The 25471-nt window shown below is 54.3% G+C and carries 23 protein-coding genes; 4 read left to right on the top strand and 19 right to left on the bottom strand.

All coding sequences use genetic code 11. The annotated features are described in order from the left end of the window. Positions 1–8: 8 nt before the first annotated feature. A complete protein-coding gene (locus tag E9531_RS11575; protein WP_136573920.1) occupies positions 9–1430 on the top strand; it encodes a sigma 54-interacting transcriptional regulator in 1422 nt (473 codons plus the stop codon). A gap of 58 nt (positions 1431–1488) precedes the next feature. Continuing rightward, on the top strand, positions 1489–2751 hold the full coding sequence (locus tag E9531_RS11570; protein WP_136573919.1) for a glycosyltransferase: 1263 nt from the start codon (positions 1489–1491) through the stop codon (positions 2749–2751). A 104-nt stretch (positions 2752–2855) separates the two neighbouring features. Here E9531_RS11570 and E9531_RS11565 read toward each other — a convergent pair whose 3' ends face one another. Together E9531_RS11565 and E9531_RS11560 are read right to left on the bottom strand one after the other, a co-directional pair. Continuing rightward, entirely contained in the window at positions 2856–3179 is a 324-nt protein-coding gene (locus E9531_RS11565; RefSeq protein ID WP_136573918.1) for a BON domain-containing protein, read from the bottom strand. Between the two features lie 127 nt (positions 3180–3306). Continuing rightward, complete coding sequence (locus E9531_RS11560; protein ID WP_136573917.1) at positions 3307–3471, bottom strand: DUF1328 domain-containing protein; 165 nt, start codon at positions 3469–3471, stop codon at positions 3307–3309. Positions 3472–3676: 205 nt separating this feature from the next. Here E9531_RS11560 and E9531_RS17500 point away from each other — a divergent pair, with 205 nt between their 5' ends. Continuing rightward, positions 3677–3817: a hypothetical protein gene (locus E9531_RS17500; RefSeq protein ID WP_211343426.1), complete on the top strand. Its 141-nt coding sequence runs from the start codon at positions 3677–3679 to the stop codon at positions 3815–3817. Here E9531_RS17500 and E9531_RS11555 read toward each other — a convergent pair. Then, complete coding sequence (locus E9531_RS11555; RefSeq protein WP_136573916.1) at positions 3774–5177, bottom strand: sensor histidine kinase; 1404 nt, start codon at positions 5175–5177, stop codon at positions 3774–3776. The two genes, E9531_RS17500 and E9531_RS11555, sit on opposite strands and share 44 nt — an antisense overlap. Positions 5178–5407: 230 nt before the next feature. Between E9531_RS11555 and E9531_RS11550 the strand changes: the two genes are divergently transcribed. Beyond that, positions 5408–6040 carry a response regulator gene (locus tag E9531_RS11550; RefSeq protein WP_136573915.1) on the top strand — a complete coding sequence of 211 codons (633 nt, stop codon included), beginning with the start codon at positions 5408–5410 and terminating at the stop codon, positions 6038–6040. 356 nt (positions 6041–6396) lie between these two features. On the opposite strand, the gene E9531_RS11545 is transcribed toward E9531_RS11550, so the two are convergent. From E9531_RS11545 to E9531_RS11470, 16 genes are all read right to left on the bottom strand, one after another. Further along, complete coding sequence (locus E9531_RS11545; RefSeq protein WP_211343425.1) at positions 6397–8643, bottom strand: FepA family TonB-dependent siderophore receptor; 2247 nt, start codon at positions 8641–8643, stop codon at positions 6397–6399. Positions 8644–8964: 321 nt separating this feature from the next. Then, the gene (locus E9531_RS11540) at positions 8965–9720 is read right to left on the bottom strand and encodes a siderophore-interacting protein (RefSeq protein WP_425293587.1); all 756 of its coding nucleotides are present in this window, start codon (positions 9718–9720) and stop codon (positions 8965–8967) included. 216 nt (positions 9721–9936) lie between these two features. Beyond that, positions 9937–10608, bottom strand: coding sequence for a PadR family transcriptional regulator (locus E9531_RS11535; RefSeq protein WP_244610085.1), 672 nt, complete (start codon positions 10606–10608; stop codon positions 9937–9939). Between the two features lie 217 nt (positions 10609–10825). Continuing rightward, on the bottom strand, positions 10826–12073 hold the full coding sequence (locus tag E9531_RS11530) for an acyl-CoA dehydrogenase family protein (RefSeq protein WP_244610084.1): 1248 nt from the start codon (positions 12071–12073) through the stop codon (positions 10826–10828). Then, positions 12060–12944 carry a MetQ/NlpA family ABC transporter substrate-binding protein gene (locus tag E9531_RS11525; protein ID WP_244610083.1) on the bottom strand — a complete coding sequence of 295 codons (885 nt, stop codon included), beginning with the start codon at positions 12942–12944 and terminating at the stop codon, positions 12060–12062. Before E9531_RS11525 ends, E9531_RS11530 begins: the two co-directional genes overlap by 14 nt. A gap of 31 nt (positions 12945–12975) precedes the next feature. Further along, positions 12976–13812, bottom strand: a complete 837-nt coding sequence (locus E9531_RS11520; RefSeq protein WP_136573912.1) for a MetQ/NlpA family ABC transporter substrate-binding protein — start codon at positions 13810–13812, stop codon at positions 12976–12978. Positions 13813–13868: 56 nt separating this feature from the next. Then, the gene (locus E9531_RS11515; RefSeq protein WP_136573911.1) at positions 13869–15335 is read right to left on the bottom strand and encodes an LLM class flavin-dependent oxidoreductase; all 1467 of its coding nucleotides are present in this window, start codon (positions 15333–15335) and stop codon (positions 13869–13871) included. A gap of 32 nt (positions 15336–15367) precedes the next feature. Continuing rightward, positions 15368–16183 carry a MetQ/NlpA family ABC transporter substrate-binding protein gene (locus E9531_RS11510; RefSeq protein ID WP_136573910.1) on the bottom strand — a complete coding sequence of 272 codons (816 nt, stop codon included), beginning with the start codon at positions 16181–16183 and terminating at the stop codon, positions 15368–15370. Positions 16184–16367: 184 nt separating this feature from the next. Then, complete coding sequence (locus E9531_RS11505) at positions 16368–17228, bottom strand: MetQ/NlpA family ABC transporter substrate-binding protein (protein ID WP_136573909.1); 861 nt, start codon at positions 17226–17228, stop codon at positions 16368–16370. 132 nt (positions 17229–17360) lie between these two features. Continuing rightward, positions 17361–18785: an LLM class flavin-dependent oxidoreductase gene (locus tag E9531_RS11500; RefSeq protein ID WP_136573908.1), complete on the bottom strand. Its 1425-nt coding sequence runs from the start codon at positions 18783–18785 to the stop codon at positions 17361–17363. Next, positions 18785–20068, bottom strand: a complete 1284-nt coding sequence (locus tag E9531_RS11495; protein WP_136573907.1) for an SfnB family sulfur acquisition oxidoreductase — start codon at positions 20066–20068, stop codon at positions 18785–18787. Before E9531_RS11495 ends, E9531_RS11500 begins: the two co-directional genes overlap by 1 nt. A gap of 108 nt (positions 20069–20176) precedes the next feature. Continuing rightward, positions 20177–21448, bottom strand: a complete 1272-nt coding sequence (locus tag E9531_RS11490; RefSeq protein ID WP_136573906.1) for an SfnB family sulfur acquisition oxidoreductase — start codon at positions 21446–21448, stop codon at positions 20177–20179. Between the two features lie 208 nt (positions 21449–21656). Then, a complete protein-coding gene (locus E9531_RS11485) occupies positions 21657–22319 on the bottom strand; it encodes a methionine ABC transporter permease (RefSeq protein ID WP_136573905.1) in 663 nt (220 codons plus the stop codon). After that, a complete protein-coding gene (locus E9531_RS11480; protein ID WP_136573904.1) occupies positions 22309–23475 on the bottom strand; it encodes a methionine ABC transporter ATP-binding protein in 1167 nt (388 codons plus the stop codon). Before E9531_RS11480 ends, E9531_RS11485 begins: the two co-directional genes overlap by 11 nt. Positions 23476–23497: 22 nt before the next feature. Continuing rightward, positions 23498–24331, bottom strand: a complete 834-nt coding sequence (locus E9531_RS11475; RefSeq protein ID WP_244610082.1) for a MetQ/NlpA family ABC transporter substrate-binding protein — start codon at positions 24329–24331, stop codon at positions 23498–23500. A 36-nt stretch (positions 24332–24367) separates the two neighbouring features. Beyond that, positions 24368–25123, bottom strand: a complete 756-nt coding sequence (locus E9531_RS11470) for a MetQ/NlpA family ABC transporter substrate-binding protein (RefSeq protein ID WP_244610089.1) — start codon at positions 25121–25123, stop codon at positions 24368–24370. Between the last annotated feature and the right edge of the window lie 348 nt (positions 25124–25471).

Below are 25471 nucleotides of genomic sequence, written 5' to 3'. Positions count from 1 at the left end.
ACTCCACCGTGAATCTTGACGAACTGGTGATTTATGTCTGGGAAGGCCAGGCCGATATTGCTGAGCGGATTGAGCGCTGTGTGCTCAACCTCGGCGTGGAGGTCATTCGTGCTGACGGGCTGAATCTTTCTGCGGATTCGACTGATTTAGGCAATGCAATTGCCGTGATCAGCGTCACGGTGTTAGAAGGGGCGCGATTCACAAGGCAAGGTGTCGAAGGCAAGTTTGGCATGCCAGTGCTCTGGGTCAGCGCCAATCAGCGTGAGGTCAGTCCGGGTAGCTATGCGATGGAGTATTCGCACGTTCTGCCCTTTGACTTCACTGGTGCTGAGCTGCGCGCCATGCTGGTGCGCATTTTGCAAAGGCTGCAAAGCAACCAGCGGCAGGTGCAACGTTCAGGCGACATCATTGCCGAAGCTCCGTGCATGCAGCGCCTGCTGGAAGATGTCGATACCTTTGCTGATTGCGAACACAGCGTGTTGATCATTGGTGAGACAGGGGTCGGTAAAGAGCGCATTGCCGAGCGGCTGCATGAGCGCAACAGCCATTACGGACGCGGCCCTTTCATTGTGGTGAACTGCGGCGCCATTCCTGATGGTCTGTTCGAGTCCTTGTTTTTTGGGCATGCCAAGGGCTCATTCACCGGTGCTGTGGCAGCCCACAAAGGGTATTTTGAACAGGCCAACGGCGGAACCTTGTTCCTGGATGAAATTGCCGATTTGCCGTTGTACCAGCAAGTGAAACTCTTGCGCGTGCTGGAAGAGCGCACCATCAGCAGATTGGGATCAGCCACACCAGTTCGCTTGGACTTTCGGCTCGTGGCCGCCACCAATAAATCCTTACGGGAATTGGTACAGACAGGCGCTTTCCGCGCAGATTTATTCTTCCGTTTGGCCGTGATTGAGCTGAATATCCCGAGCCTTGAAGAGCGTGGAGAAGCTGACAAATTGGCCATTTTCCACAGCATCTTGCAGCAAGTTGTGGGGCCTGAGCTGATGCAACAATTGGGCGAGTTGCCGTTCTTTATTCTGGATGCGGTGGCGCAAATGTACTTTCCTGGCAATGTACGTGAGCTGCGCAATCTGGCCGAGCGCATTGGTGTGACTGCGCGCCAGCTGGGCAACTGGGAAGGTTGTGGTGCGGTACAACGCATTCTCGATCAAGCTCAGAGTCTGTCTCTGCATGCCCCCTCCTCACAGGAGAGCAGCACCCAGTCTGTTTTAGCGGATCGGCGCAACTGGGACCAAGAAGAGCGCAATCGCATCATTGCCGCACTCCAGGCCAATGACTGGAAGCGCCAAAACACGGCCTTGCATTTGGGCATCAGCCGCAAAGTGCTGTGGGAAAAAATGCGTAAATACCAGATCAGCGATGGTGAACCTGAAGTGCCATTGGTCGAAAAGACTGCCCCAGAAAGCCACACGCTGTAACCGATACGGCTTGCCTTTGTTGACGCGCTGGGCCACAGCGCACCATTAAAAACACACCGTGACCACACCCCCAACTATTGTTTTTGTCAGCGCTGTTTGCCCTGCCCAATACAGCCTGTTGTGCAGCTATTTACGCCAAACAGGCCTGGCGCAAAGCTGGTACATGACCACACCAGGCAATGCCCAAAAATTCGCAAACACGTACGACCACCTGTTGCCCTTCAAGCCAGATGGGAAAATCGTAGGCCCACAAAGCTACTACTACACCAGCAAGTTGGAGCGGTCTGCCCGCATTGGCAGGGGGGTGCTCAAAGCCATTCAAGCGTTTGAAAAAAAACAACCCATTGATTTGATTGTGGCCCATTCGCTTTGGGGCGCACCCCATTTTCTTTATGACGAGACCGACGCTGCCATTGTCAGCTACATTGAATTTCCCAGCTACCGAGCGCATGGATGGGATGCTGCCTATCCACCAGATCAAGCCCAACGTATGGGTGATCGCAATATGGAGATGCTGCATTTTCACCAAGTGCTCAACAGCGACTTGACCATTGTGCCCAGCCAGCACGCACGCAATCTGTTTCCAGAAAGCCTGAGAAGCCAGATTGAAGTGCAATTTGAAGGTTTTGATATTGCCCCCCTTGCGTCTTCACCGCAGCGACAGGACCAGCGCTTTACCATCGGTTTTTCTGCCCGTGACCTCTCCAGCGCCAAAGGGCTCGAAACCTATATCCGCTTGGTAGATCGTCTGGTTCGCGAAGGGGATGGCCAGCACATGCGTTTTGTCGCGTTGGGCGATCCGCAAGCGACCACCTATGGTTACGAGCAACAATGGGTAGAGCGCCGCTATGAGGGTCAGTTCAAGAGTTTTCGAGACCACTTGTTGCAACAATATCCGGCTGCAAAACAAGCCATTGAATTTCCAGGAAAACTTCCTTATGACGTCTTTTCTGCCACTCTCAGCTCCATCGATTTGTTCCTCTACCCATTGCGCTACGGGGTCGCCAACTGGGGGCTGATGGAAATTCTGGCTCGAGGTGGCTGCGTCATTGGCTCGAACTGGGGTTTTGTGCCTGAACTCATTCGACACGATGTCAACGGCATGTTGATGCCCGATTCAGATGATGCCTGGCTGGGCGCGATCAGACAATTGCGTGATGATCCTGCACGTCGCGCACGTTATGCCGCTGCAGCTCGCCAAACGGGCGAGGCTTTCCACATTTCCAAAATTGCACCACGTTATATGCGCTTGTTTGAGCTGGCCATGGTCAAACGCCAAACACGCGCCATGCAGTCAATGCACAACAGGCTAATTCCATAAAAAAAACCGCGCACAACGCAAAGGTTGAGCGCGGTTGGTGTTTACTGATAGCCCCAAAAGGGCCATCAATGAAAGCACAGGGGCCTCACTGCGGCCTATGCCATTTAGGGGCGCACAGTAATGTTGTTCTTCACGGATTTGACGTGTTCAACACTGCGTGCAATTTCACCTGCGCGATTTTTCTCTTCATTGGATTTCGCAAACCCTGACAGTTGCACTTCACCCTTGAGGGTTTCAACACTGATGGCCATCGCTGATGTCTGTGGGCTTTCAGCCAACTTCGCTTTGACTTGTGTCGTCAAGGCTGCATCATCAATATACGAACCGACGGTTTGCTGATCGCGTGCTACTGCACAGCCCGTGGTTGACAGTGCGGTCACACCCAAAACAGAAGCCAGTGCCACTGCAGTCAAAAACTTATTTGTCATCGTTACTCTCCTTTAGGGTTGGTCTTGCGCCCAAAGCGCATCGTTGTTTTGTGTTGTCCGGCACTGAACGCGTTCTCGGCACCATTCAGGCAGGTCTGCACACGCGTTGATTTGTGATTTCGCTAGCCTATTTGCGTTGAATAAGGTTCAACACAAAAGTGATCACCGCAATGATGATGAAGATAAAGAACAGGATCTTGGCAATTTCAGTGGCACCTGCGGCAATCCCACCAAAACCAAATAGCGCAGCCACCAGCGCAATGATGAAAAAGATGACGGCATACCTCAGCATCGAAGCCTCCTTTGCTTGTCTTCTACAGCCCAAAAACAAATATCTGTTGAGCCAAAGGGGTTGATTTTTGCCATTCAGTGCTACTGATAAATCAGTGAAATTGAACGGTAAGTGAAGGATAGGCGCGCAGCGCGCTCTTGTCTGTCAGAGCCGTACGCAACTGTCTGTCTGCTTCGTCCTGCATGGTTGTAGGACGATGCTGACAATGCACCAATACGATGGCTATGGCGCTATGCCCAACGATGAAGACAAGCAAGTGTGCAGTGCAGCCAGTGACGCTGCACCGGCACAGCTGCGCCACATCACACGCGCTGCTGCTGTGTATCTGGGGGCAACTCCACGCTGATGCGTGTGCCAGATGGACCTGAATCAATCGCCCACTGACCACCCAGCGACTCTACGCGGTGCTTCATTCCCCGGATGCCGTAATTAGTGGCAGAAATAGCAGCAGGGTCAAACCCTTTTCCATCGTCTTGAATTTGCAGTGTCATCGCCCCATCCGAGGCTGCGACTGCCAAACTGATATTCACGCGAGACGCCTGTGCGTATTTGCTGATGTTGTTAAGCGCTTCCTGCGTTACACGGTAAACCATTAAAGCCAATTTTTCGGGCAGTGCGACTTCATCGAGTTGGGTTTGCACCTGTAAGCCACTGGCATTGGAGAACTGCTGGGCTAGCAATTCCAAGGCCTGCGTCAGTCCAAGCGTATCAAGTGCTGAAGGAAATAAACGGTCAATGATTCGTCTTTTGATCGTCACCAACTGGCCCAGCGTTTCCTGCAAGTGCTCGAGTTTGCCCTGCACTTTTGCACCATCCGGGCTCTTGCCTTCAATCATGGTTTTAGTATTGGCGACATCCAACTTGGCAACCGTTAACAGTGAGCCCAGTTCGTCATGCAATTCATGCGCCAGCGCGGCGCGCTCCTCATCCCTGACATTTTGTAAATGGCTGGCCAATGCAAAAAGCGATGCAGTCCGCTGGCGCACAATGCTTTCGAGACGCATTTGCTCTGCTTCAAGCTGCTGTTGACGCTGCAACTGCTGGGCCCGATCTGCTTTGACTTTTTTCAAATACAGAAAAAACACCAGCAACGCCGCCAGGCTGACCAACGCAACACCCAGCTGTGACAAACGTAAAAAGAACGCCGTTTTCTGGTGCGTATTGGCTATCTGCGCTTTCTGCGCAGCTTGGTAACGTGCCTCAACCGATTGGATGCTGCTGATGGAGTTGTCACTGGGGTAGCTGCTCAAGGCAATAGCCAAAGCATCGGTTTCACCTGCGTCGTGCAAATCCTGCATGATTTCCAGTTCATGCAGGTTGTCTTGCACCTCTTTTTTCAGCATCGCGAATTCAGGCAAAGCCAGCCCATCATGCCCCAAGATGCTCTCTAAATGAGCCAACTGCGCCAACACTTGCTGGCGTGACGCTTGGTACTGCTGCCGAACTGATGTGTCGTGGCTGGCCACATACCCTTTAAGCAGGGCCTGGGTTTGCAGCACGCTCTGCACCACCGCATTGGCAGCTGCATTCTCTTCTTGGTACGCAATGCTGTTGTCCAAAGCACTATTGGCACCGCGAAAAGCGACCTCATTGACACCCAAAATCCCCAGCAAGATCAAAGATGCAATAGCCATCAACAACGACGGGCTGCGCATCAACGCACCACTTCGTTTTATCAAGGTTTGAGACGAATGCGTAGAAGACATAACGGCCTTGTAAATAGGGTAAGAACGCAGTACTCAAACTGAAAAGGAGAGGTCAGCACTGTTGCATACAACCTCATGCCTGACACCATGCACATGCACAGGCCGCAGCACACCCAATGTAACCCAGCAGCGGGCTCGAAAAAAGCGCTTTGCAGTAGGAAAATCCCCCTACTGCCGCTGAGGCCGAACGATGGAATAGGCACAATGGCCTCCATACAAAGGAGCGATGGATGATTAATATTGGAATCGTCGATGACCACGCAATCGTGCGCACTGGCTTGAAAGAGTTTTTCTCCCATCACGTGGATTTGCGTGTCGTCGCAGAAGGCGCTAACGGCAAAGAGGCCATCGATATCGTGCGCCAGCATGACCTGGATGTTCTGGTCATGGATTTGTCTATGCCTGAACACAGCGGCCTGGATGCCCTGCCCATGCTGCGCGCCAAAGCACCTGATGTGGGCATTTTGATTTTCACCACCCATGCGCAAGAGCATTACGCCCTCAATCTGATCAAACAAGGCGCAAGCGGGTATCTCAACAAAGAATGCGATCCAGTCGAAATCGTCAATGCGATTCGCACGATTGCCACCGGCAAACGCTACATCAGCCAAGAAGTGGCCAACTTGCTGGCCCAGCAACTGGACAAGCCCAACGCGAGCTCCCCACACGAGCAACTCTCTGAGCGTGAATTTCAGGTGTTCCTCAAACTGGCACAAGGCCAAACGGCCACCGATATCGCCAACGAGTTGTCTTTGAGCGTGAAAACCGTGAGTACCTACCGCACACGCCTGATGGAAAAAATGGCTTTAGCTTCCAACAGTGACCTGACTTATTACGCCTTGAAAAATGGCTTGATTGATTAAGAGCGGCTAACACACCCCAGCAAACCGAAGGTTTGCGGTTGAGACTAGGCGCAAAACCGCAGGCAGTACGAGTAGTACGACAAGGTTTTGCTTTCGACGTATCAAGGATTGTGTTAGTCGCTCTAACACCAAACGCAGCCATTTTCCCAACAGGTTTTAGCGCGAGATTAAGGGTTCATATCCGCGCCCCACACATCCAGCGGCGTTGGCAAACAGGCCAAGTGCCATGCGGTTGGTCACTCCTCGGCGAGCCCAAATGCGAATGGCGGTGGCAAACCGCTACCGTGCTTGCCACCGCCATCAAGAACAAATCATTTGCTTACAGGCGCTTTCATTGCGCCTTGCAATCAATGCAATCAGAAATTCCCCACCAAAGTCAAAAAGTAGGTTCTGCCAGGCTCGTTATAAGTAGCAGCGCCTTGGGATGAACCGGAAGACTCGCGGTACAAACGCTTGTCAAACAGGTTGTTGACCCCTGCGCGGACATGGAAAGCCTTGCTCAACTGGTATCCCGCGCTCAAACCATAAATGGCGTAGGAGCCGCGAATGTTCAATGCATCCCCAGTAATCGCGGTGGCATTGGCCGGGTTGTAATTGCGCGGTTTTTGGCGACCATAGAACGTACCTGTTGCCAGCACACTGATTTGGTCAGTAGCCTTCCAATCGAGCGAGCTGTTGATGGTGTATTTGGGAATCACCGACAGCGGCTGACCTGTATTCTTGTTCTTGCTCTCCAACATATAGGTGAAGTTGTTGTTCAACTTCAGCGTCTCGCCAGCTTGCCCCAACAGCGGAATATTCAGATTCCCCTCAAGCCCGCGAATGATGGCTGCGCCAGTGTTGACCCATTCAAAGGGCCGCACGTTGCTGCCCCCAATATTGATGAACTCTGGAATATCCTGGTCGCCCATATCCGCAATGATTTTGTTTTTGTAATCGTTGTGGAAGTAGGTCAGGCCTGCGCCCCAACCATCTTTGTTGAACGCTACGCCCAATTCTTTGTTCACACTGATCTCTGGATCGAGCTCTTCATTGCCAAAGATATAGCATGGCCCCTGTACACGGGTGCCATCAGGCAAGTAAGGACAGCCATTACCACCTGTGGTGTAGAGGTAATTAGGGTTTGATTGAAAGAGGTTAGGCGCCTTGAACACACGGGCGATACCACCTTTGAGCGTGACGGTTTGGCTCACGTCATAAGAGGCATTCAGGCTCGGGCTCCAGTTGCCACCAAATTTGTCATGGTGGTCAAAACGCAGTCCGGGTGTTAGTACTAATGCATCGGTCAACGCCATGTTGTCTTCAATAAACAAGGCTTTGGTGCTGGATTTGCTGGTGGCGTTGGTATTGTTGTTCAGCGTCTGTCCACGCGCGGTGGCATACGGGTCGTTCAAATTCTCGCTGCGGTATTCAAAGCCCAAGGTCACCATCTGGTCGATCTGGCCGAGCTTTACCGGCGTGTGGTATTCACCGCTGGCAAAGTATTGTTTGAGTTTGCTGGTTGAACGGTTGTCAGGATTGGTGATCGAGCCCTCACCGCCACCGGCCAAACCTTCATTGACGCGGGTGTTGCGTGTTTGTTCAAAAGAGAGCGTCACACGCGATGTGCGTCCTTCGCCATAGTCGCCCCGGTGGGTTACGCTGGCAGTGTTGCGCAACATCCGGTTGGTTTCAATGCCTGCGTTGGCCAGCTCTTGCATCACTGCATTGCTGCCGTCAAACAAACGCTCGCCAGCATAGATATTGCCTTGTCGTGAAAAACCTGCATTGAATTCCAATACATGCTCGCGTGTCAAATCCCAGCGCAGCAAGCCGTTGATATCGCGGTTGCGAACCCCTTCACGACCTGCCGGTGGTGTGCTGTCTTCATCGACTGCGACTGCATTGATATCAGGTGCATCGGCATCTGTCTTGGCAGCGCTGGCATACAAGCGGAACGACAAATTTTCTGAAATAGGCCCCGATAGGTTGGCTCCCAAGCGGCGAGTGGAAGAGAAGTCCCCGTCTTGCGGCACCAATGTGTAAGCCGTCACTGAGCCTTCCAGCGCTTTGGTTGGTTTTTTGGTGATGATGTTGATCACCCCCCCTGCTGCGCCAGAGCCATAGCGTGCCGCTGCTGGCCCGCGCAGCACTTCAATACGTTCAATCGCACTGGCGGGCACCCAGTTGGAGTCCCCACGCGCATTGCGTTCACCGTTGCGGCCCATACGCACGGAATTGCGTGAATTCACGGGCACCCCATCAATGAGGATCATGGTGTTTTCTGGGCCCATGCCACGCAAATCAATCTGGCGGTTGTTGCCATATGCGCCAGATGAACTGTTGCCGGTCAAGTTCACCCCTGGCATGGTACGAATCAATTCTGATAAATCGTTGGCAGGCGGGCGCTCGTCAATGTCTTCGGCGGTGATGATCGACACGCCCGGCGCTTGTTTGAGTTGGTCTTCCGCTGTCGCGGTCACCGTCACTTCTCCAAGAGTCACATCGTCCTCAGCTTGGCTCGCTTGCGCGGCAGACCACTGCGGATAGATGGCAGAAACGGCCACACAAGCGGCCAAGGCCAATCGATGAGGACGGAAAACAGGAGATGCGAGAAAGCGCATAGTCAACACCATTACAGATTAAAAATAGTAATTTTAATAAGAATCCTTATCATTCAATTAAAACAATCCAATACATTTCACATAAAAACAACAATTAGATCAGACTCATATTCTGTGCTGATTAAAAATCCATTGGCCCGCAACACAAAAATCAACGCATGAAATAGAGGCCGTAAAAAAGCACCGGTCAGTGCAATTTGTATGCATCAACCAGTGCAGTTCATAGGCTCTACGTAACGCGCCAAAGGGAGCACTCCCACGATTTTTTTGCCCACAGACCACGGCACGCAGAACTCTGGACAAGAAAATCAGCCTACACGCTTATTCGTGCGTTTCGTGGGTGGCTGCTGCCCCCTTGCGCCAATAGCCCGACGCCCGTACCCAACGGGGGTTAGCTTGGCGCTCCGTCACCAAGTGCTCCCGAATGGCTTTGGCCGCCAACGACTCGCATGCCACCCATGCATAAAAATCTCCTGAAGGGAAATCCTGCGCGCGCACCGCATCAAGCAACGGCGCTGCACGGCCCTCTTGTCGGTAGGCCCATACCACACGCACCTGCGCAGCACTTGGCAGGGGCACTTGGTCTGCAGGAGAATCCACTTCAACCACCACCAAGGCGTTGGCATCTGTGGGCAGCTCTTGCAAACGGCGCCAAATCGCAGGCAATCCGGTATCGTCTCCCACCAACAGGTGCCAATCAAAATCGGTAGGAATCAAAAACGAACCGCGTGGTCCGGCCACACCCAGCGCGTCCCCCTGTTTAGCGCGCTCTGCCCAGGCGGTTGCTGGGCCCGCTTGGTGCAATGCGAAATCCAGCGTCAAGGTGTTGGTCTGCGCATCGAACTGCCGGGGGGTGTAATCACGCGCTTGTGGGCGTTCGCTCTCGCCCCAATCAATCTTGCCGTCACTGCTCACCGTAGGCAACGTCAGCGCCCCTGTTTCTGGATCAGGGAAAAACAATTTCGCATGGTCGTCAAAACCGGGGCTGGTAAAACCGCTCAACGCGTCGCCTGCCACAGTGATGCGGATTAAGTGCGGGGTGATGCGTTCTGTGTGAACAACTTCTACACGGCGCATGTGCAAAGTGTGCCGAACCCGTTCGGTTTGGCGATTTTTAGCGGATGCTTGGCTTGCATGATCAGAGGCGAACTCAGGTTTAGCCGCTGTTTGGGCAGGAGGATGGGTATTGGTCATCTGGATTCCTTGAATCGCAAAGAAAGAGTATTGGCTGCAAAAGCGTGGGTGCCCTATACCGTAATCGCGCGCGCCATAGCTTGCGCGGTTGGCCACAATTCACGCGTTTGTTGGCTCCGAAGGAAGACGCTCGATGCGGCTGGCAGCCTCATCGAGAATGGCGGCAAACGCCAGCGCTTGTTCTTGACTGAGCGGCTGCGTCAAACGCAGGCGCATGGCCATCTTGAGATTTTCAATGGCCCGTGCCACCGGGGCGGGTCGACCGCCACGCAAGCCTGCACCGTCCACACCCCCCTCCATGCGCGCCATCAATACATCGACTTGGGATTTTTGCTTTTGCAGAAAGTCGCGCCCAGCAGGGGTAATACTGTAGCGCCTGCGCCCTTGCGTATCGGGCTTCTGCGCCAAGATGTACCCCATGTCTTCAAGCATGGCCAAACGTGGGTAGACCACACCGGGACTGGGACTGTAACGCCCTTGCAAGCGCTCCTCAATGGCTTTGATCAGTTCATAACCATGGCTGGCCTGCTCACTGATCAGTTGCAACAGCACCAACTGCAAACCGCCACGCCCAAAAACACTGGGGCTGCGACCACTGCGTCCCCCCATATCGATGCTGGCATGGTCTAACCCATGGTGCACATGCGCTGGTCGACTTCGCGTCGATGTTTCTGAAATCGGGTTAGATTCAGCCAAACGCGCAGACGCGTCTTCTGCCAAGTTGACTTGTGCAGAAGTGGGCTTTTTAAGAGAAGCGTGTTGTCGATTCATGGCATAAAGATATATCTAGATGTATATCTTTATCGCCAAAAGGGTTTTTATCGTTTATACATGAACGCCCACCGACAAGGAGATGCGCGCGATCAAACGGGTTGAATACGAGACATGGCTTAGGCGAGGTAACTGAGGCCATGCCATAGCATTCCGGTCATTGGCGCCCACTACAGAAACCAGAAGCCGCACGCACACGCGGAACGCAGGTCGCACATCACGCCGCTTTGATGCCTACATTCCAGTAATAGACCGGCTCAGCTCCGTTAAGCAGCGTATCGCCTACGGCTTGTGCCTTGTAAATAACAGGGTTGTGCGATGCCAGCGTGCGTGCATTACGCCAATGCCGGTCCAGTCGCATGCTTTCAGCCAATGCGCTGGAGCCGCCCACATCAAAAAGCTTCGTGGCAGCTTGCAATACCGAATCCACCACAGCCACTTGGGCTTGGGCAGTACGCGACTCCAGTGCATCAAGTTGTGCCTTAGTCACCTCGATGGCATGAGCGCGCAATCGCGCAACCTCTGCCACAGACGCAGCCACATCGCGCACAACCACTTGTGCCATATAAGCGGTAGCGGCCAACTGGCCAATGATCTGCTGCACCAGAGGATCATCTTTGGGCAATGTCGCATTGCCATGACTGAAGACCCTTTTGCGGGCTTGCACATACGCCACGGCATCATGCTGAACAGCCCGTGCAATGCCTGCCAAAGTTGCCAAATGCACCAACTGGAAATACGCCACCAACGCGCTGGGCTGTTGTCGTTCAAACCGCAGTACTGCCGCATCCGCTACCCGCACTTGCTCAAAAATAGCAGAACCTGAAGCCGTTAGCCGCTGACCAAAACCATTCCAGTCGTCAAGCAGTTGCACGCCTGGCGCATCGGCGGCCACTATGGCATGCACAATCGCCGCAGCCTCACCTGCCTGATGTGCACTGGCCACTACGCTGATCCAATCAGCATAAAGCGATCCTGTGCTGTAGAACTTGCGTCCATTCAGAATCCACTGTCCGCTCGATTGCGCGTCTGGCACCAAGGAGGTTTGCAACTCGCCCACAGCGCCTTGCCCCACTTCCGTGGTGGCATTGCCAAAAATAGCGCCCTGCCCTGCCAAACGCAGCCAAGGCTCTTGCGTTTGGGCATCGCGGTCAATCAGCAAGCGATCAATAAAACCAAAGTGCGGTCGCAGTATTTGGGCCACGTTGGAATCGGCTTGCGCCAAGGCCATCCACAGCTCAAACAAATCTTCCAAACGGGCACCGCTGCCACCCCATTGAAGCGGCACACGCAAAGCCGTAAAGCCCGCATCGCGCAACCATTCAATGGGCTCGTATGCCAAGGTGCGGTGGTTTTCACGTTCAGCTGCACCATCAGCAATTCGGGCAAAAACCGGCGCAAAACGGGTTTGTAATTCAGCCAGAGTCGGTGCACCTGCATTCCCATTGATCTCATTGATTGGCACGTTGCGCTCCCGCGGGCTGAGCCGTTGCAGCGCCCCCTTGACCTTGCTTGGCCTCATTCAACCATGGCAAGGAATACAAACGCGCATCACGCCCTTGCGTTTCAAAAATTTTCTGACGCACCACATCAGAATTTTGATAAATATCAATCAACTGCTGCAAGCGAGGATCCACCGCGTCACTGCCATTGGCATTTTTTCGCGCCACAAAATGAATCGCATATTGCACATCTTCTGCCCCGGAATAGGCCAAGCCGCTTGAAGCCACATCCAATTGCCCTGCAGCAACAAAATACAGCGGTGCGCCTACAGCCATATCCACATCAGCCAAGGCGCGAGCCAGCTGCGGCCCTGGAATTTCGATCAATTTGAGTTTTTTTGGATTGTGGGCAATGTCATGGATAGTGCTGAACCTGTTACTGGGATCCTTGAGCTCGATCAGCCCCAATTTCTGCAAGAACAGCAAGTGGCGCCCCTGGTTGGTCACATCGTCGTACACCGACACCGTTGCCCCCTCAGGGATAGCACTGAGCGACGTGTACTTGCGGGAGAACACGCCAATATTGGTCAGTAACCCCACACCGACTGGACGCAACTGGTAACCCGCCTTTTCAATGGCATTGCCCAAAAAAGGCAAATGCTGGAAAAAATTGGCGTCTAGGTCGCCCGCATTCAAAGCTGCATTAGGGGCAGTCCAGTCGCTAAATTCCACCACCTGCACATCCAGCCCTTGCCGGCGTGCCTCCTGCGCAGCGGCTTCAAGTGACGGTGCCGTCACAGCAGAAACGCCTACTTTCAAAGGGCCCGCAGCCCATGCAGAAGCTGACAGGCTCAGCACCGCTGCAGCTACCCATTGCATTGTTTTGGTCATCATCGCATTCACTTCAAAAAATTAGTCACGGTAATCAGGGCTGAATGGAGCGGTATTTCGCTTCTTTCCATGGCAGCGAATACAACTTGGCGTCATGCGCAAACGAAGCATCAATTTGCTGGGCTACTGCAACCGAGTTTTGGTAAATATCAACAAACTGCCGAATACGCGGATCGCCCTTGCGGTCACTGCGGGCCACGAAGCGAATGGCGTAATACAGGTCATCAACCGTGGAGTAGTGCAAGGCTTTGCTGGCCCATTCGGGCTGCCCGGCATTGACGAAGTGAGCAGGGTAACCTTGGGCCAAAGCCAGGTCATCGACCGCACGCACCAACTGTGGTCCTTCAACCTCCACGATCGCAAGCTTGCGCGGATTACGCACCACATCTGCCACGCTGGCGGTGGCACCTGCCCCATCTCGCAGTCCTATCAACCCGGCAGACTGCAGCAGCAACAAACCCCGTGCTTGGTTAACAGGGTCATTGGCCACACCAACTTTGCTGCCATCTGGGATGGAATCCAGCGTGGTGTATTTCTTGGAGTACAGGCCAATGTTGGGCAGCAAGCCAAAAGCAACGCTCTCAATCTTGTAGCCACGTTCTTTGATCACGTTGTCCAGAAAGGCTTGATGCTGAAAATAGTTCAAATCCAGATCCCCTGCCTCCAGCGCCGTATTGGGCGTCGTCCAGTCGGTAAACTCAATCACCTGCACCTCTAAGCCTGCCGCTTTGGCCTCTTGCGCTGCAACCGTGACCGAATCCGCCAGAGAGCCTGGAGTAACACCGATTTTCAATGCACCATCGGCCCATACACTGCTGCTGAACGTCACAGCAAAGGCTAGTGCGCCCCAATAGAATTTGGTTGATTTCATCGCTATATGTCCTCTACAGAGTTGACTTGATGTGGTTGTGTTGGGTGGCCGCACGTTCAAACGGCAATCGGTTTGGTAGTCAACGGGTGCGCTGGGCCCCCTTTCGTGTCAGCCTGAACGGAAGCTGCGGCTTGCCCCGCTTTGTGCGCAAGCGCATCACGCCATTGCGCACCAACATGGTTGGCAGGCAAACGGTCGCCCTGGCCGAAGAGCTTGTGCCGAAATCCGCCAGGCTCATACGCAGTGCGGTAGCGACCACGGTTTTGAAGCTCTGGCACGACCGTGTTGGCAAAGTCCTCCCAGGTTTCAGGCACCACAATGCGGGTGAGGTTGAAACCATCGATCTCGCCTTCGTCAATCCAGCGCGTCAACTCATCAGCTACGTGGTTGGCGTCACCCACCACCGTGTTGTAGCGACTTCCCAGCTTGAACTGTTCCAGTAATTTGCGCCGCGTTGTCCAGCCTTGTGCCTGCGCTGCCGCCGCGGCAGACTGAATGGCATTGCTCTTACCAAAGGGTATGGGTTCATCAAGGTCGTATTGCGCAAAATCCACCCCGGTGCTCGCGGCAAAATGGGCCAAACCTCCTTCTGCACTGGCATGCTGAAGGTACTCGGCATATTTCTCTTGCGCCTGTGCTTGCGTATCGCCTGTCACCACAGCCATACCAGCGTAAATTTTGATGTCCTCAGGCCTGCGGCCTGCATCCACTGCGGCCTGACGCAACTTGCGAGAAGCTTCTCGCGCAGCCTCTGGTGTGGTGGCGCCAATAAAAATCCCTTCTGCGTGTTGCCCCGCAAACTGCAAACCACGGCTGGATGTCCCCGCCTGGAACAACAAGGGTGTGCGCTGCGGTGAAGGCGCACTCATGTGAATAGCATTGGCACGGTAAAACGGACCGTTGTGCACAACGGGGTGCACCTTCTCAGGCAGGGCATGAATACGCCGAGCCTTGTCTGCAATCACGGCCCCATCTTCCCAACTTCCCTCCCAAAGTTTGTACGCCAGCGCCAGAAAGTCATCTGCACGGTCATAGCGGCGGTCGTGTTCGTCCAAACCTTCCTGCCCCAATCCACGCGCACCACTGTCTACATACCCGGTCACGATGTTCCAGCCAATGCGGCCATTGGTCAGTTGATCCAACGTGCTCACATCGCGCGCAAAGGTATACGGGTTGTGCGCGCTGATGGTGGCCGTCACACCAAAGCCCAAGTGCTCAGTCACAGCGGCCATGGCCGAGATAATCAACCACGGATTGTTTACCGGCAGCTGAATGGCCTCACGCAATGTCAAGTCCACACCGTGGCGCTGGGCATGCTGGTACACGTCGTAATACCCAATCACATCGGCAATAAAAAGGCCATCAAACAGCCCCTTTTCCAGCGTGCGAGCAATGTCAGTCCAGTACTTGAGTGTGTTGTACTCGGTCGAACGGTCTCGCGGATGAGTCCACAAACCGTGGTGAATGTGGCCTACGCAGTTCATATTGAACGCGTTGACGTGGATATGCTTTTGGCGCGTCATGGTATGTGCCCTCAGGTCAATGGGTGGCGTGGTCAGTCTTTCAGCCAAGTCAAGCGGTAGAGCTTTTTCTCGTGCTGGTAGAAGGCATCAATCGTGCTGCGCACAGCTGGAGACTCTTTGTAGACCTGCAGGAACTGGGCAATACGCGGATCACTGGTCTTGTCTTTACGGGCTACAAACTGAATGGCCCAGGAATCGTCTTCATAGCTGGTGTATGCCAAACCACTGGTCGCATCAAACACTTTGGAGGCGAGGATGAAATACGGAAAGCCCTGAGCCAAATCCACGTCTTGCGTAGCACGTGCCAATTGCGGGCCTTCGACCTCCACAAACTTCAGATGTTTGGGGTTGTCTGCAATGTCCTTGAGCTCGCTGAGCAGACCCGCATCCGGGCGCAAGCTGATCAAGCCGGCATGGCTGAGCAAACGCAAGCCACGCCCCACGTTCACAGGGTCACTGGCAATGGCCACTCGTGCACCATCTGGAATATCCGCCAAGGTTTTATGTTTGAGCGAGTACAAGCCCAAATACGACAGAATCCCCGGCTGGACACTGACAAAATCAAAGCCTCTGTCACGAATAACATTGGCCAGATAGTTGCTATTTTGAAAATAGTTCAGGTCGATGTCGCCCGCATCCAAGGCCACATTCGGCGTAGCCCAATCGGTAAACTCCACCAGCTCAACATCCAAGCCCTGCTTTTTGGCCTCCTGTGCCGCCACACTCACAGAGTCGGCAAACACGCCGGGCACCACACCAATTTTCAGCGGCGCAGCCCAAGCACTTCCCACCAACGCCACACCCACCAAAGTTTGGGCCATTTTCTTCATCCATACGGTCGTACGCATCATGTCACTCCTGTTGTATTCGTTAATGCCTGCTCAGTAGCGCAGGCCAAGGACAGCTAACACGCCCAAGCAAACCAAAGGCTGTACAGGAACAGTACGGCACTAACGGCGTATCCAATGGGGTGTTAGCGGCTGTAAGAACGTGTTGACGTTCTAAGGATTTCAATCGATCAACGCTGCCCCATCACCACGAAGGAATCACCACACCATCAAACTCTTTGACGATGAAGTCCTTCACTTCCTGCGTGCGGTAGGCCGCAACCAATTGCGGCAGCCATGGCACGTCTTTGTTTTTTGCTTGCACAGCAATCAGGCATACGTAAGGACTGTCGCCAGACTCCGTCAGCAGAGAGTCCCGCACAGGATTGAGTCCGGCCTTATAGGCGTAATCGGCATTGATGGCAGCGGCATGGACGTCGTCGAGCGAGCGAACCAGCAAAGGGGATTCCAGCTCCACAAACTGGAAATTTCGGGGGTTTTCAATGATGTCGTCTTGCGAAGCAAACACGCCTTGCAGTGGGTCGATACCGGGCTTGAGTTTGATCAAACCGCCTTTGGCCAGCAACAACAAAACACGGCCACCGTTGGCAGGGTCGTTTGGCAATGAAATTTGCGCGCCCTGCGGCAACTGATCCAGTGATTGGTATTTCTTGGAAAACAAAGAAATCGGCCCCACCCACGTGCGCCCAACACCATGGAGCTTGTAGCCCCGCGCACGGATGGCTGCCTGCAAGAATGGACCATGCTGAAAGCTGTTGGCGTCCAGATCACCGGCATCCAAGGCGGCGTTGGGCATCACATAATCGCTGAACGAAACAATCTCAATCTTCAAGCCATAGTCGCGTTCGGCCACCTTCTTAACGGCTTCAAAAACCTGTTCATGGGGGCCAGAAGTCACGCCAACTTTCAGTACTTTCTGTGTGGCAGGCGTATTGGCCGCTAATGCGGGTTGGCCCCACAGACCCGTGGCTACGCCACCAGCAGCAGCCAGCGCAGTTGTCATGAAGCCGCGGCGATGTAATGTTGAGAAGGGGGTATCACTCATGGTAGTGTCCATCGGTCAAACAGTTGAAAAAGCATGCATTGCCCAGCGCACATCACTGCGCTGATGGTCAATATCGGGGAGAAATAGCGAAAGGCCAGTTGGGCATGCAGCCCTACTGCACACTCGTACACATCAAGCAGCAGCGGCGGCTTCTGCGCTAAGCGGCTGGGAACATCGACAGCGTGCAGCCACATGCGGCCGCTGCAGGTAATCGCCTTGGCCAAACAGCTTGTGCCGTAAGCTTCCCTGCGCGTAGGCAGTCTTATGCAAACCACGGTTTTGCAGCTCAGGGACGACCAGATCAATGAAATCGGTATAACTCTCGGGGACGACCGTGCGTGCAATGTTGAAACCGTCCACACCCGCCTCGTCTACCCATGACTGCATGGCGTCAACAATCTGTGCGGGAGAGCCCACCACCGTTTCGTAACGCCCACCCAATGCGAGTTCATCCAACAAATCGCCCAAGGTGTAGTTCTCTCGGCCATTGGCCAGACGTTTGATGCTGTTCTCAATGCCATTGCTTTTGTGCTGGGCCAGCAAAGGGGTATCACGCTGGAACTGCGCAAAATCGACCCCAGCAGTAGCCGCAATATGCGCCAGCCCCGCTTCGGCACTGGCATAACGGCAATACTCTTGGTACTTTTCCTGTGCTTGGCGTTCGGTGGCCGCAACAACCGGGGTCAAGCCCACTAGCACCTTCACATCTTCTGGGCGGCGGCCAGCGCGGACGACTTCCTGGCGCAACTCCCGCACCAAAGCAGCGGTAGCAGCTTTGTCTTGCACCGACATGAAAACGCACTCAGCATGGCGCGCAGCAAAGCGCAAACCTCGCCCGGAACTGCCTGCCTGGAACAATATCGGCGTACGTTGTACAGACGGCTCTGACAGGTGGTAGCCTTCGACCTGAAAGTACTGGCCATGGTGGCGCACAGGACGCACCAAATCAGGCCGAGCAAACACACGCGCTTGCCGATCCCGCACGACTGCGCCCTCTTGCCAACTGCCCTCCCACAGTTTGTAGACCACCTCCATGAACTCATCAGCCCGGTCATAGCGCGCATCGTGTGCGAGTTGTTGCACTTGCCCCATTGCCCGCGCAGCGGAATCCAGATAGCCCGTCACGACATTCCAGCCTATGCGGCCCTGGGTCAAATGGTCCAGGGTTGAAAAGCGCCGTGCCAACAAATACGGCTGTTCGTAGCTGAGGTTGACTGTGACGCCAAAACCGAGGTGTTGCGTCACAGCAGCCATGGCGGGCACTACCAACGTCGGGTCGTTGATAGGCAATTGAATCGATTCGCGCAGCGTCACCTCAGCCGACTGCTGGTAGGTGTCGTACACGCCGACAATGTCAGCCAAAAACAGGCCATCAAACAACCCCCGCTCCAACTCACGCGCAAGGTCTTGCCAATAAGCAAGGGTGTTGTACTGCGCGGAGGTGTCACGCGGGTGCGTCCATAAACCGTGGTTGATATGGCCAACACTGTTCATGCTGAACGCATTGAGGATCAGGGGTTGACTTGGCGCGCCGCGCCGCTGTGCGTGCAGTGACATTACAGCGCTCCATAACGTGGAGGAATGACCCCATTGAGGGTGTAATTACCAATCGCATGCCATTTCCAGCGCACGGGGTCATGCAAAGTATGGGTGCGCACATTGCGCCAATAGCGATCAAAGCCCCACTGTGAGAACGTGGCGGATGTACCGCCCAGCTCCAACAATTTATTCGCAGCCAAAAGGCCTGCGCTATGGCAAAGTGCACGGGCCTGTGCCACTGCAACAGAGGCCGCAGCGACGCTGGCTTCGGTCGGGGCAGCTTGCGCCGCATCGGTGATCGCCGCGCCGCGTAGCAACATCGCGCGTGCAGCATGCAATCGCACATCCACCTGACCCAGCGCCTGCAAAGTCAGCGGGTCTTCGCTGGCCTGCGAGACATGGGCATCTATCCAGGGGCGGGCATGTTCGCGAATGAATGGCAAACTAGCCTGCAAAGCCCCTTCACCAATCCCCAGATCAATAGCAGCATGCATGATCTGGGCCACAGGGCCAATCGTGGTGGGTGTGTCAAAACTGACCTGAAACGGCACAATCCATTCCGGCTTGATTTGCACATTCTGCAGCGACACTGAGCCACTGCCCGTAACGCGCTGACCCATGCCATCCCAGTCGTCAGTAACCGTCACCCCCACGGCATCGCGCGGTACAAACACCATCACACTGATAGGCTCTGTATCGCCAGTCCACTGCATGGCTTGCACGGGAATCCAATGAGCAAACAACGCGCCAGTGCAATAAAATTTTTCGCCATTAAGCACCCAACCCGCTGGAGCTTGCTCCAGCCGCGTGCGACGCTTGTGGTCACGATGACCAATCTCTGACAAGGCATTGCCAAAGCGTTCACCAGCGAGCACACGGTCAAAGAAAAACCGCTGCTGCGCATCACTACCACCTACACGCAAGACCTCCAGCGCATAAAAATGGTTCTGCGGGATATGCCCCAAGGAACCATCTGCCGCAGCGATGGTAGCAATCACCTGCGCCAAGGTTGCATTACGCACCTGCAAACCGCCGTAGGCTTTGGGCACGGTAATGCCCCACAAACCACTATTGCTGTAGGTCTCGATTTCGGCCCATGGCAAAAGGCGATCGCGGTCGCGCTGCAATGCCGTAGGCGCCCACTGCGCCGCATAGTGCTGCGCCAGCGCCAGCGCTTCTGCTTCGCTGGCAATGTGGTGGGGCCGCTGTGCCGGAGCGGCTACAGGAGCAACTACTTGCCGAAAACTGTTGTGCACAACGGCAGCCGCCGTGCTGGAGAATTGAAGGGTTGGTTCAGACATGGTGTCGCATAGCAATGGTTGGGCGAGCGCTGGTCAACAGCGAAGGGCCAGAAGACAAATGGATTGCAGCGGTAGCAGCGCGCAGCATCGAAGGCCGTCTTGAAAGCGTTAGTTCCACTGGTGGCGTTGCGGAGCCGCGCCATTGAGCAAATGGTTGCCAAGCAAGTGGTACTTCCAACGCACCGGATCGTGCAAGGTGTGCACACGGGCATTGCGCCAATGGCGATCAAAGTTGTGTGCTTCGCGTGCCGATGAGGTTCCTGCCAACTCCAGCATCCGCTCGCTGGCATGCAAGGCTGCCTCAGTCGTCAAAATTTTGGCGCGCGCCACAGCCACTGAGGCCTCGGCACTGATGGCTTCGGTCACAGGATGCGGGTCAAAGCCATCAATCACGCGAGCGGCTTGCAACAGCACTTCGCGCGCAGCATCAACCTCCGTGGTCAGCTGTCCAAATTCCTGAATGATGTAGGGGTCTTCCCACGCGTTGTCGACACCCGAATGCACCCACGCGCGGGTTTTCTCGCGCACATACTGTTTGGCATCGGCCAACGCCCCTTGGGCAATACCTTGGTCAATCGAGGCTTGAATCAACTGAGAAATGGGGCCTGACAAGTTGATAGGATTCGGACTCAAATGCATCGCGACCACATCCTCCGGTTCAACAGCGACTTGCTCTAGCCTCACACTGCCACTGGCTGTAGTGCGTTGACCGAACGCGTCCCAATCGTCAGTAATGGTGACACCTGGCGCATCACGCCGCACCCAAACCTGTACGAAACGCTCTTGCTCATCCACCGCCCGAAATGGCACCCAATGCGCAAACAATGCGCCTGTGGAATAGAACCGCGAACCCGACACACGCAACTGGCCTTGCGCATCGCGGTGCAAACGTGCAGTGGGCACCGCGATGTTGGCAGCCTTGGCTTTTTTCTCTGGCCCTGCATTGCCCAAACGGTGGCCAGACAGAACATCTGCAAACCAGCGCTGCTGCTGCGCAGGCGTAGCGTTGTCGCGCAGGTTTTGAATCAAAGCAAAATGGTTCTGCGGAATTTGCCCAAGCGAAGGGTCTGCCGCGCACAGCGTGACAAATACCTGCGCCAATGTCTCAAACGATGCACCAAGGCCACCGTAAGCGCGCGGAATCGTGATGGCCCCTAGCCCACTGGCGGTATAACGTTCAAGCTCATCCCAGGGCAAGCGCCGTTCACGATCGCGCTGGGCAGCGCCTTGTGCAAAATGTCTGGCCAAATCAGCGGCAATTGCCAGTGCCTCAGCCTCAGTGGCAATGCGATGCGGCTGAGTAGGCGCAAGAGGCAAACGGTTTTGAGCCGTGCCCGATGAAGAGGCATGCAAAGTGCCTTGAGCATCCGAGTAAGACATGCGGAGCTTCTTTCTTAGAGGGAACAATAAAACATCTCAACGTGTGCAATGGCACCCGTTGGTTCAGCAGGCCAGGTTGTGATCTGCTCTATTCGGACAGTGCCGTCAACCCACCCATGGCGTGAGAGCAGCCGACACATGGTGTGTACAGCGCGTCATAGCAACGAACGTCTGAAGCACCATGGTCCTACACGTACAAACACATGCATCAGCGATTGCGCAAGCGGCGTACATACAAGTCGCCACTGAACTGCACCATCGTCACCAGCGCAATCAGTACGGCAATCACAATCAGCATGACTTGGGTGTCAAAGCGCTGGTATCCATACCGGATAGCCAGGTCGCCCAAGCCCCCTGCCCCAACAGCGCCAGCCATGGCTGAGGAGCTAATCAACGCCACCAAAGTGATGGTGAACCCACCAATAATGCCGGGCAGCGCCTCTGGAAAGTACACATGCCGGATGATGTGCCACTTCTTGCAGCCCATAGCTTGCGCCGCTTCAATCAAGCCCGGATCCACTTCGCGCAAGCTCACTTCGGCAATTCGTGCAAAAAATGGTGTGGCACTGATGGCCAATGGCACGATGGCCGCCCATACCCCAATCGTGGTGCCAGCAACCAGTCGCGTAAAAGGAATCAACGCGACCAATAACACGATAAATGGCGTAGCGCGGAAACCATTGACGACGCTACCCACTACGCGATTGACTTTGGGCGACTCCAAAAATCCGCCAGGCGCTGTGACAATCAACAACACGGCCAAAGGGATTCCAGCCAGAAAAGCGATCCCACCAGAAACGCCCACCATCACCAAAGTGTCGAGCAAAGCCTGCCAATAACGCTCGGTAGGAATAGATAAATTAAACGACATAACCGAGCACTCCAATGCGATGTGCAATGGCCTGTGGCCCTTGCGTCAGATTTGATAAAGCAGGCAATGCGATTGCCCCATCCAGCGCCAAAAGCAATCGGCCGTGGGCATGCCCCTGAATACGGTCTACACCACCGTGTACCAATCGAGTCTGCGCATTCAAGGCCTGAGCAATGCGCGCAAAATCTGGTTCCAGCCCATCTTCGCCGTTGTAATCGAGCTGCAGCACCACGTCATAATGGCCCGATGCAGGCGGCTGTGACTGCAAACGCTGCTGCAAGTCATCAGGCAAGCCGTGCTGCAAAGGCGCCAGCAGGGCTTTGGTCGCGTCATGTTGCGGCGAACCAAAAACTTTCCAAACTTCACCTAACTCAGCAATTCGCCCTTGCTCGAGCACCAACACTTGATCGGCAATCTCACGGATCACGCTCATCTCGTGGGTGATCAAAATCACCGTAATGCCCAAACGGCGATTGATGTCGCGCAGCAATTGCAAAATCGATTGGGTGGTTTCAGGATCGAGTGCTGAAGTGGCCTCGTCGCACAGCAAAATCTCAGGTCGCGTAGCCAGCGCACGGGCAATCCCCACACGCTGCTTTTGTCCGCCAGAGAGGCGACGAGGATGAACGTGATGCTTGTCTTGTAACCCCACCAATGCCAACAATTCTGTGACGCGTTGCTTGATCTCAGCGGGCCGCACGCCAGCCACTTTCAATGGCAAAGCCACGTTGTCAAACACCGTCTTGGCCGACAACAGATTGAAGTGCTGAAAGATCATGCCGATACGCCTGCGCAAAGCCACCAGATCAGCTTCACCCAGCGTACCAATATCTACACCATCGACTACCACCCGCCCGCCTGTCGGCTTTTCGAGCCGATTGATGGTGCGCAATAAGCTTGACTTACCCGCACCACTGCGGCCAATGATGCCAAAAATGCTGCCCGCTGGAATATCCAAGGAGATGCCATCGAGCGCATGCACCGCCCCTGAAGACGATGCATAGACTTTGGCCACGGACTGGAACGACACAGAACCGCCAGACTTTTGCGTAAGCGGCACAGACGGCGTCGCAAGCGACTCTTGCTCCGCATCACTCAAGCTGAATACTTCGGAAACCTGCGCAAGCGAGCGGCGTAACACAGCAGAGCTGGACATAAGGGCAATCCTTTTCAACGTTTCACTGCTGCCAAGGCAGCGTGTAGAGGTTCTTGTTGTGGTCAAAACTGGCATCAATCACTTCGCGTACTTTGGGCGAACGCTGAAACAACTGCACCAATTGCGTGAGCTTGGCTTCTTTAGCCCGGTCACTGCGCGCAGCAAACCCCATGGCGTAATAGGTGTCGGCAATACCGGAATAGGCCAAGCCTTTTCCGGCCTGCTCTTTCTTACCGGCATTGACAAAATAGCTCGGCCACACCACAGCCAAATCCACATCAGCCAATGAATGAATCAACTGCGGCCCTTCAATTTCTACTAATTGCAAACGCTTGGGATTACCCACCACGTCATGCACTGTCGCGCCAGTATCGTCACCATTTTTGAGGGTGATCAAGCCCGCTTTTTGCAGCAATAACAAGCCACGGCCTTGGTTGACAGGATCGTTCGGCAGAGACACTTTGGCCCCGACAGGCAGCGCATCCAACGTGGTGTGTTTGTTGGAATACAGGCCAATGTTTTGCAACAAGCCCAATCCAATCAACTCAATACGGTAGCCCCGCTCTTTCACGGCATTTTGCAAAAACGCCTGGTGCTGAAAGAAATTCAGATCAATGTCTGCATTGTTCAATGCTTCATTGGGAAGCGTCCAATCGGTGAATTCCACCAACTGCACATCCAAGCCTTGCGTCTTGGCCTCATCCTTGAGGGCTTCAATCGCATCCGCCGTTACCCCGGGCGTAGAGCCGACCTTAACGACCTCCAGGGCAGCGGCAGAGCCCATTCCCACAGAAAGCGCCAACGCCATCAGCAAAGCAGCACCACATACGCTGCGCCTTGATTGTTTGATCACCATCATTCACTCCTCTTCATTCAAGCCCTGACGCAGACATCACTGACCGCGCCAAGCCAGCGTATAAAGCCGATCGTCATTGGAAAAAGCGCGATGGGTTTCTGCCTTGACCGCTTCAGAATTCTGGTAAATCGCAATGAATTTTTGCACCACCGGATCTTGCACACGGTCTTTCTTCACCACAAATTGAATGGAGAACTGCTTGTCTTCAATCCCCGAATAAGCCAGGCCACTGGAAGGATCAAACGCTTTGGCAGCCACAATGAAATGCGGGTAGCCTTGTGCAATATCCACATCCCCTGTAATACGCACCAATTGCGGCCCCTCGACCTCAACAAAACTCAGCTTCTTGGGGTTCTCAACGATGTCATTGATCGTGCCGAGATAGCCGACATCGGGCTTGAGTTTGATCAATCCGACTTTTTGCAGCAGCAATAAGCCACGCCCTTGGTTAACCGGATCACTGGCAATGCCCACTTTGCCGTTTTGAGGCACTGCATCCACTGCTTTGTGCTTGAGCGAGTACAACCCCACATTGGCCAGAATCCCCGTGCCAGCGCTGGCCAGCTCGTAGCCTTGCTGCTTGATAGCGTTGTCCAGAAATGGCTGGTGCTGAAAGTAGTTGATATCGATATCACCGTTGTTCACCGCCACATTGGGCGTTGTCCAATCGGTGAATTCAATCACCTCAACCTCAATACCGCTAGCCTTTGCTTCCTTGGCCGCAACCGTAATCGAATCGGCGTACGCACCGGGCACCACACCAATGCGCAGCTTGTCTGCCGCCGAAACCATGGAGGGAACGATCGATAACGCAACGGCCGCAGCCACTATCACATGCTTGAAACGCTTCAACATTGTTTAGTCCTTGTTCTTGCACCGCCAAGAGCACCACCCAAAGTGGTTGGGCTACGGTATTGGAGAGGACTCGATTGAAACGCGACACGCTGCTTCACACCACTACATTTTTCTCATTTGTTTATGTGCAATCGAATAAACATAAACCATTGTTATTAAATGATTTTTCAACATCACACGCATAAGCAAATGCCTGCAATCCATAAAGAAGGAGCAGAATGCAAAAAACGCGACCATTGGTCGCGTTCTTGTTCAAAGCAGATCGGTGGCTACAAAACCATCAAA

The sequence above is a fragment of the Lampropedia puyangensis genome, from assembly GCF_004833285.1.
Classification (GTDB): domain Bacteria; phylum Pseudomonadota; class Gammaproteobacteria; order Burkholderiales; family Burkholderiaceae_C; genus Lampropedia; species Lampropedia puyangensis.
This window is presented reverse-complemented; position numbering and strand designations above follow the sequence as displayed.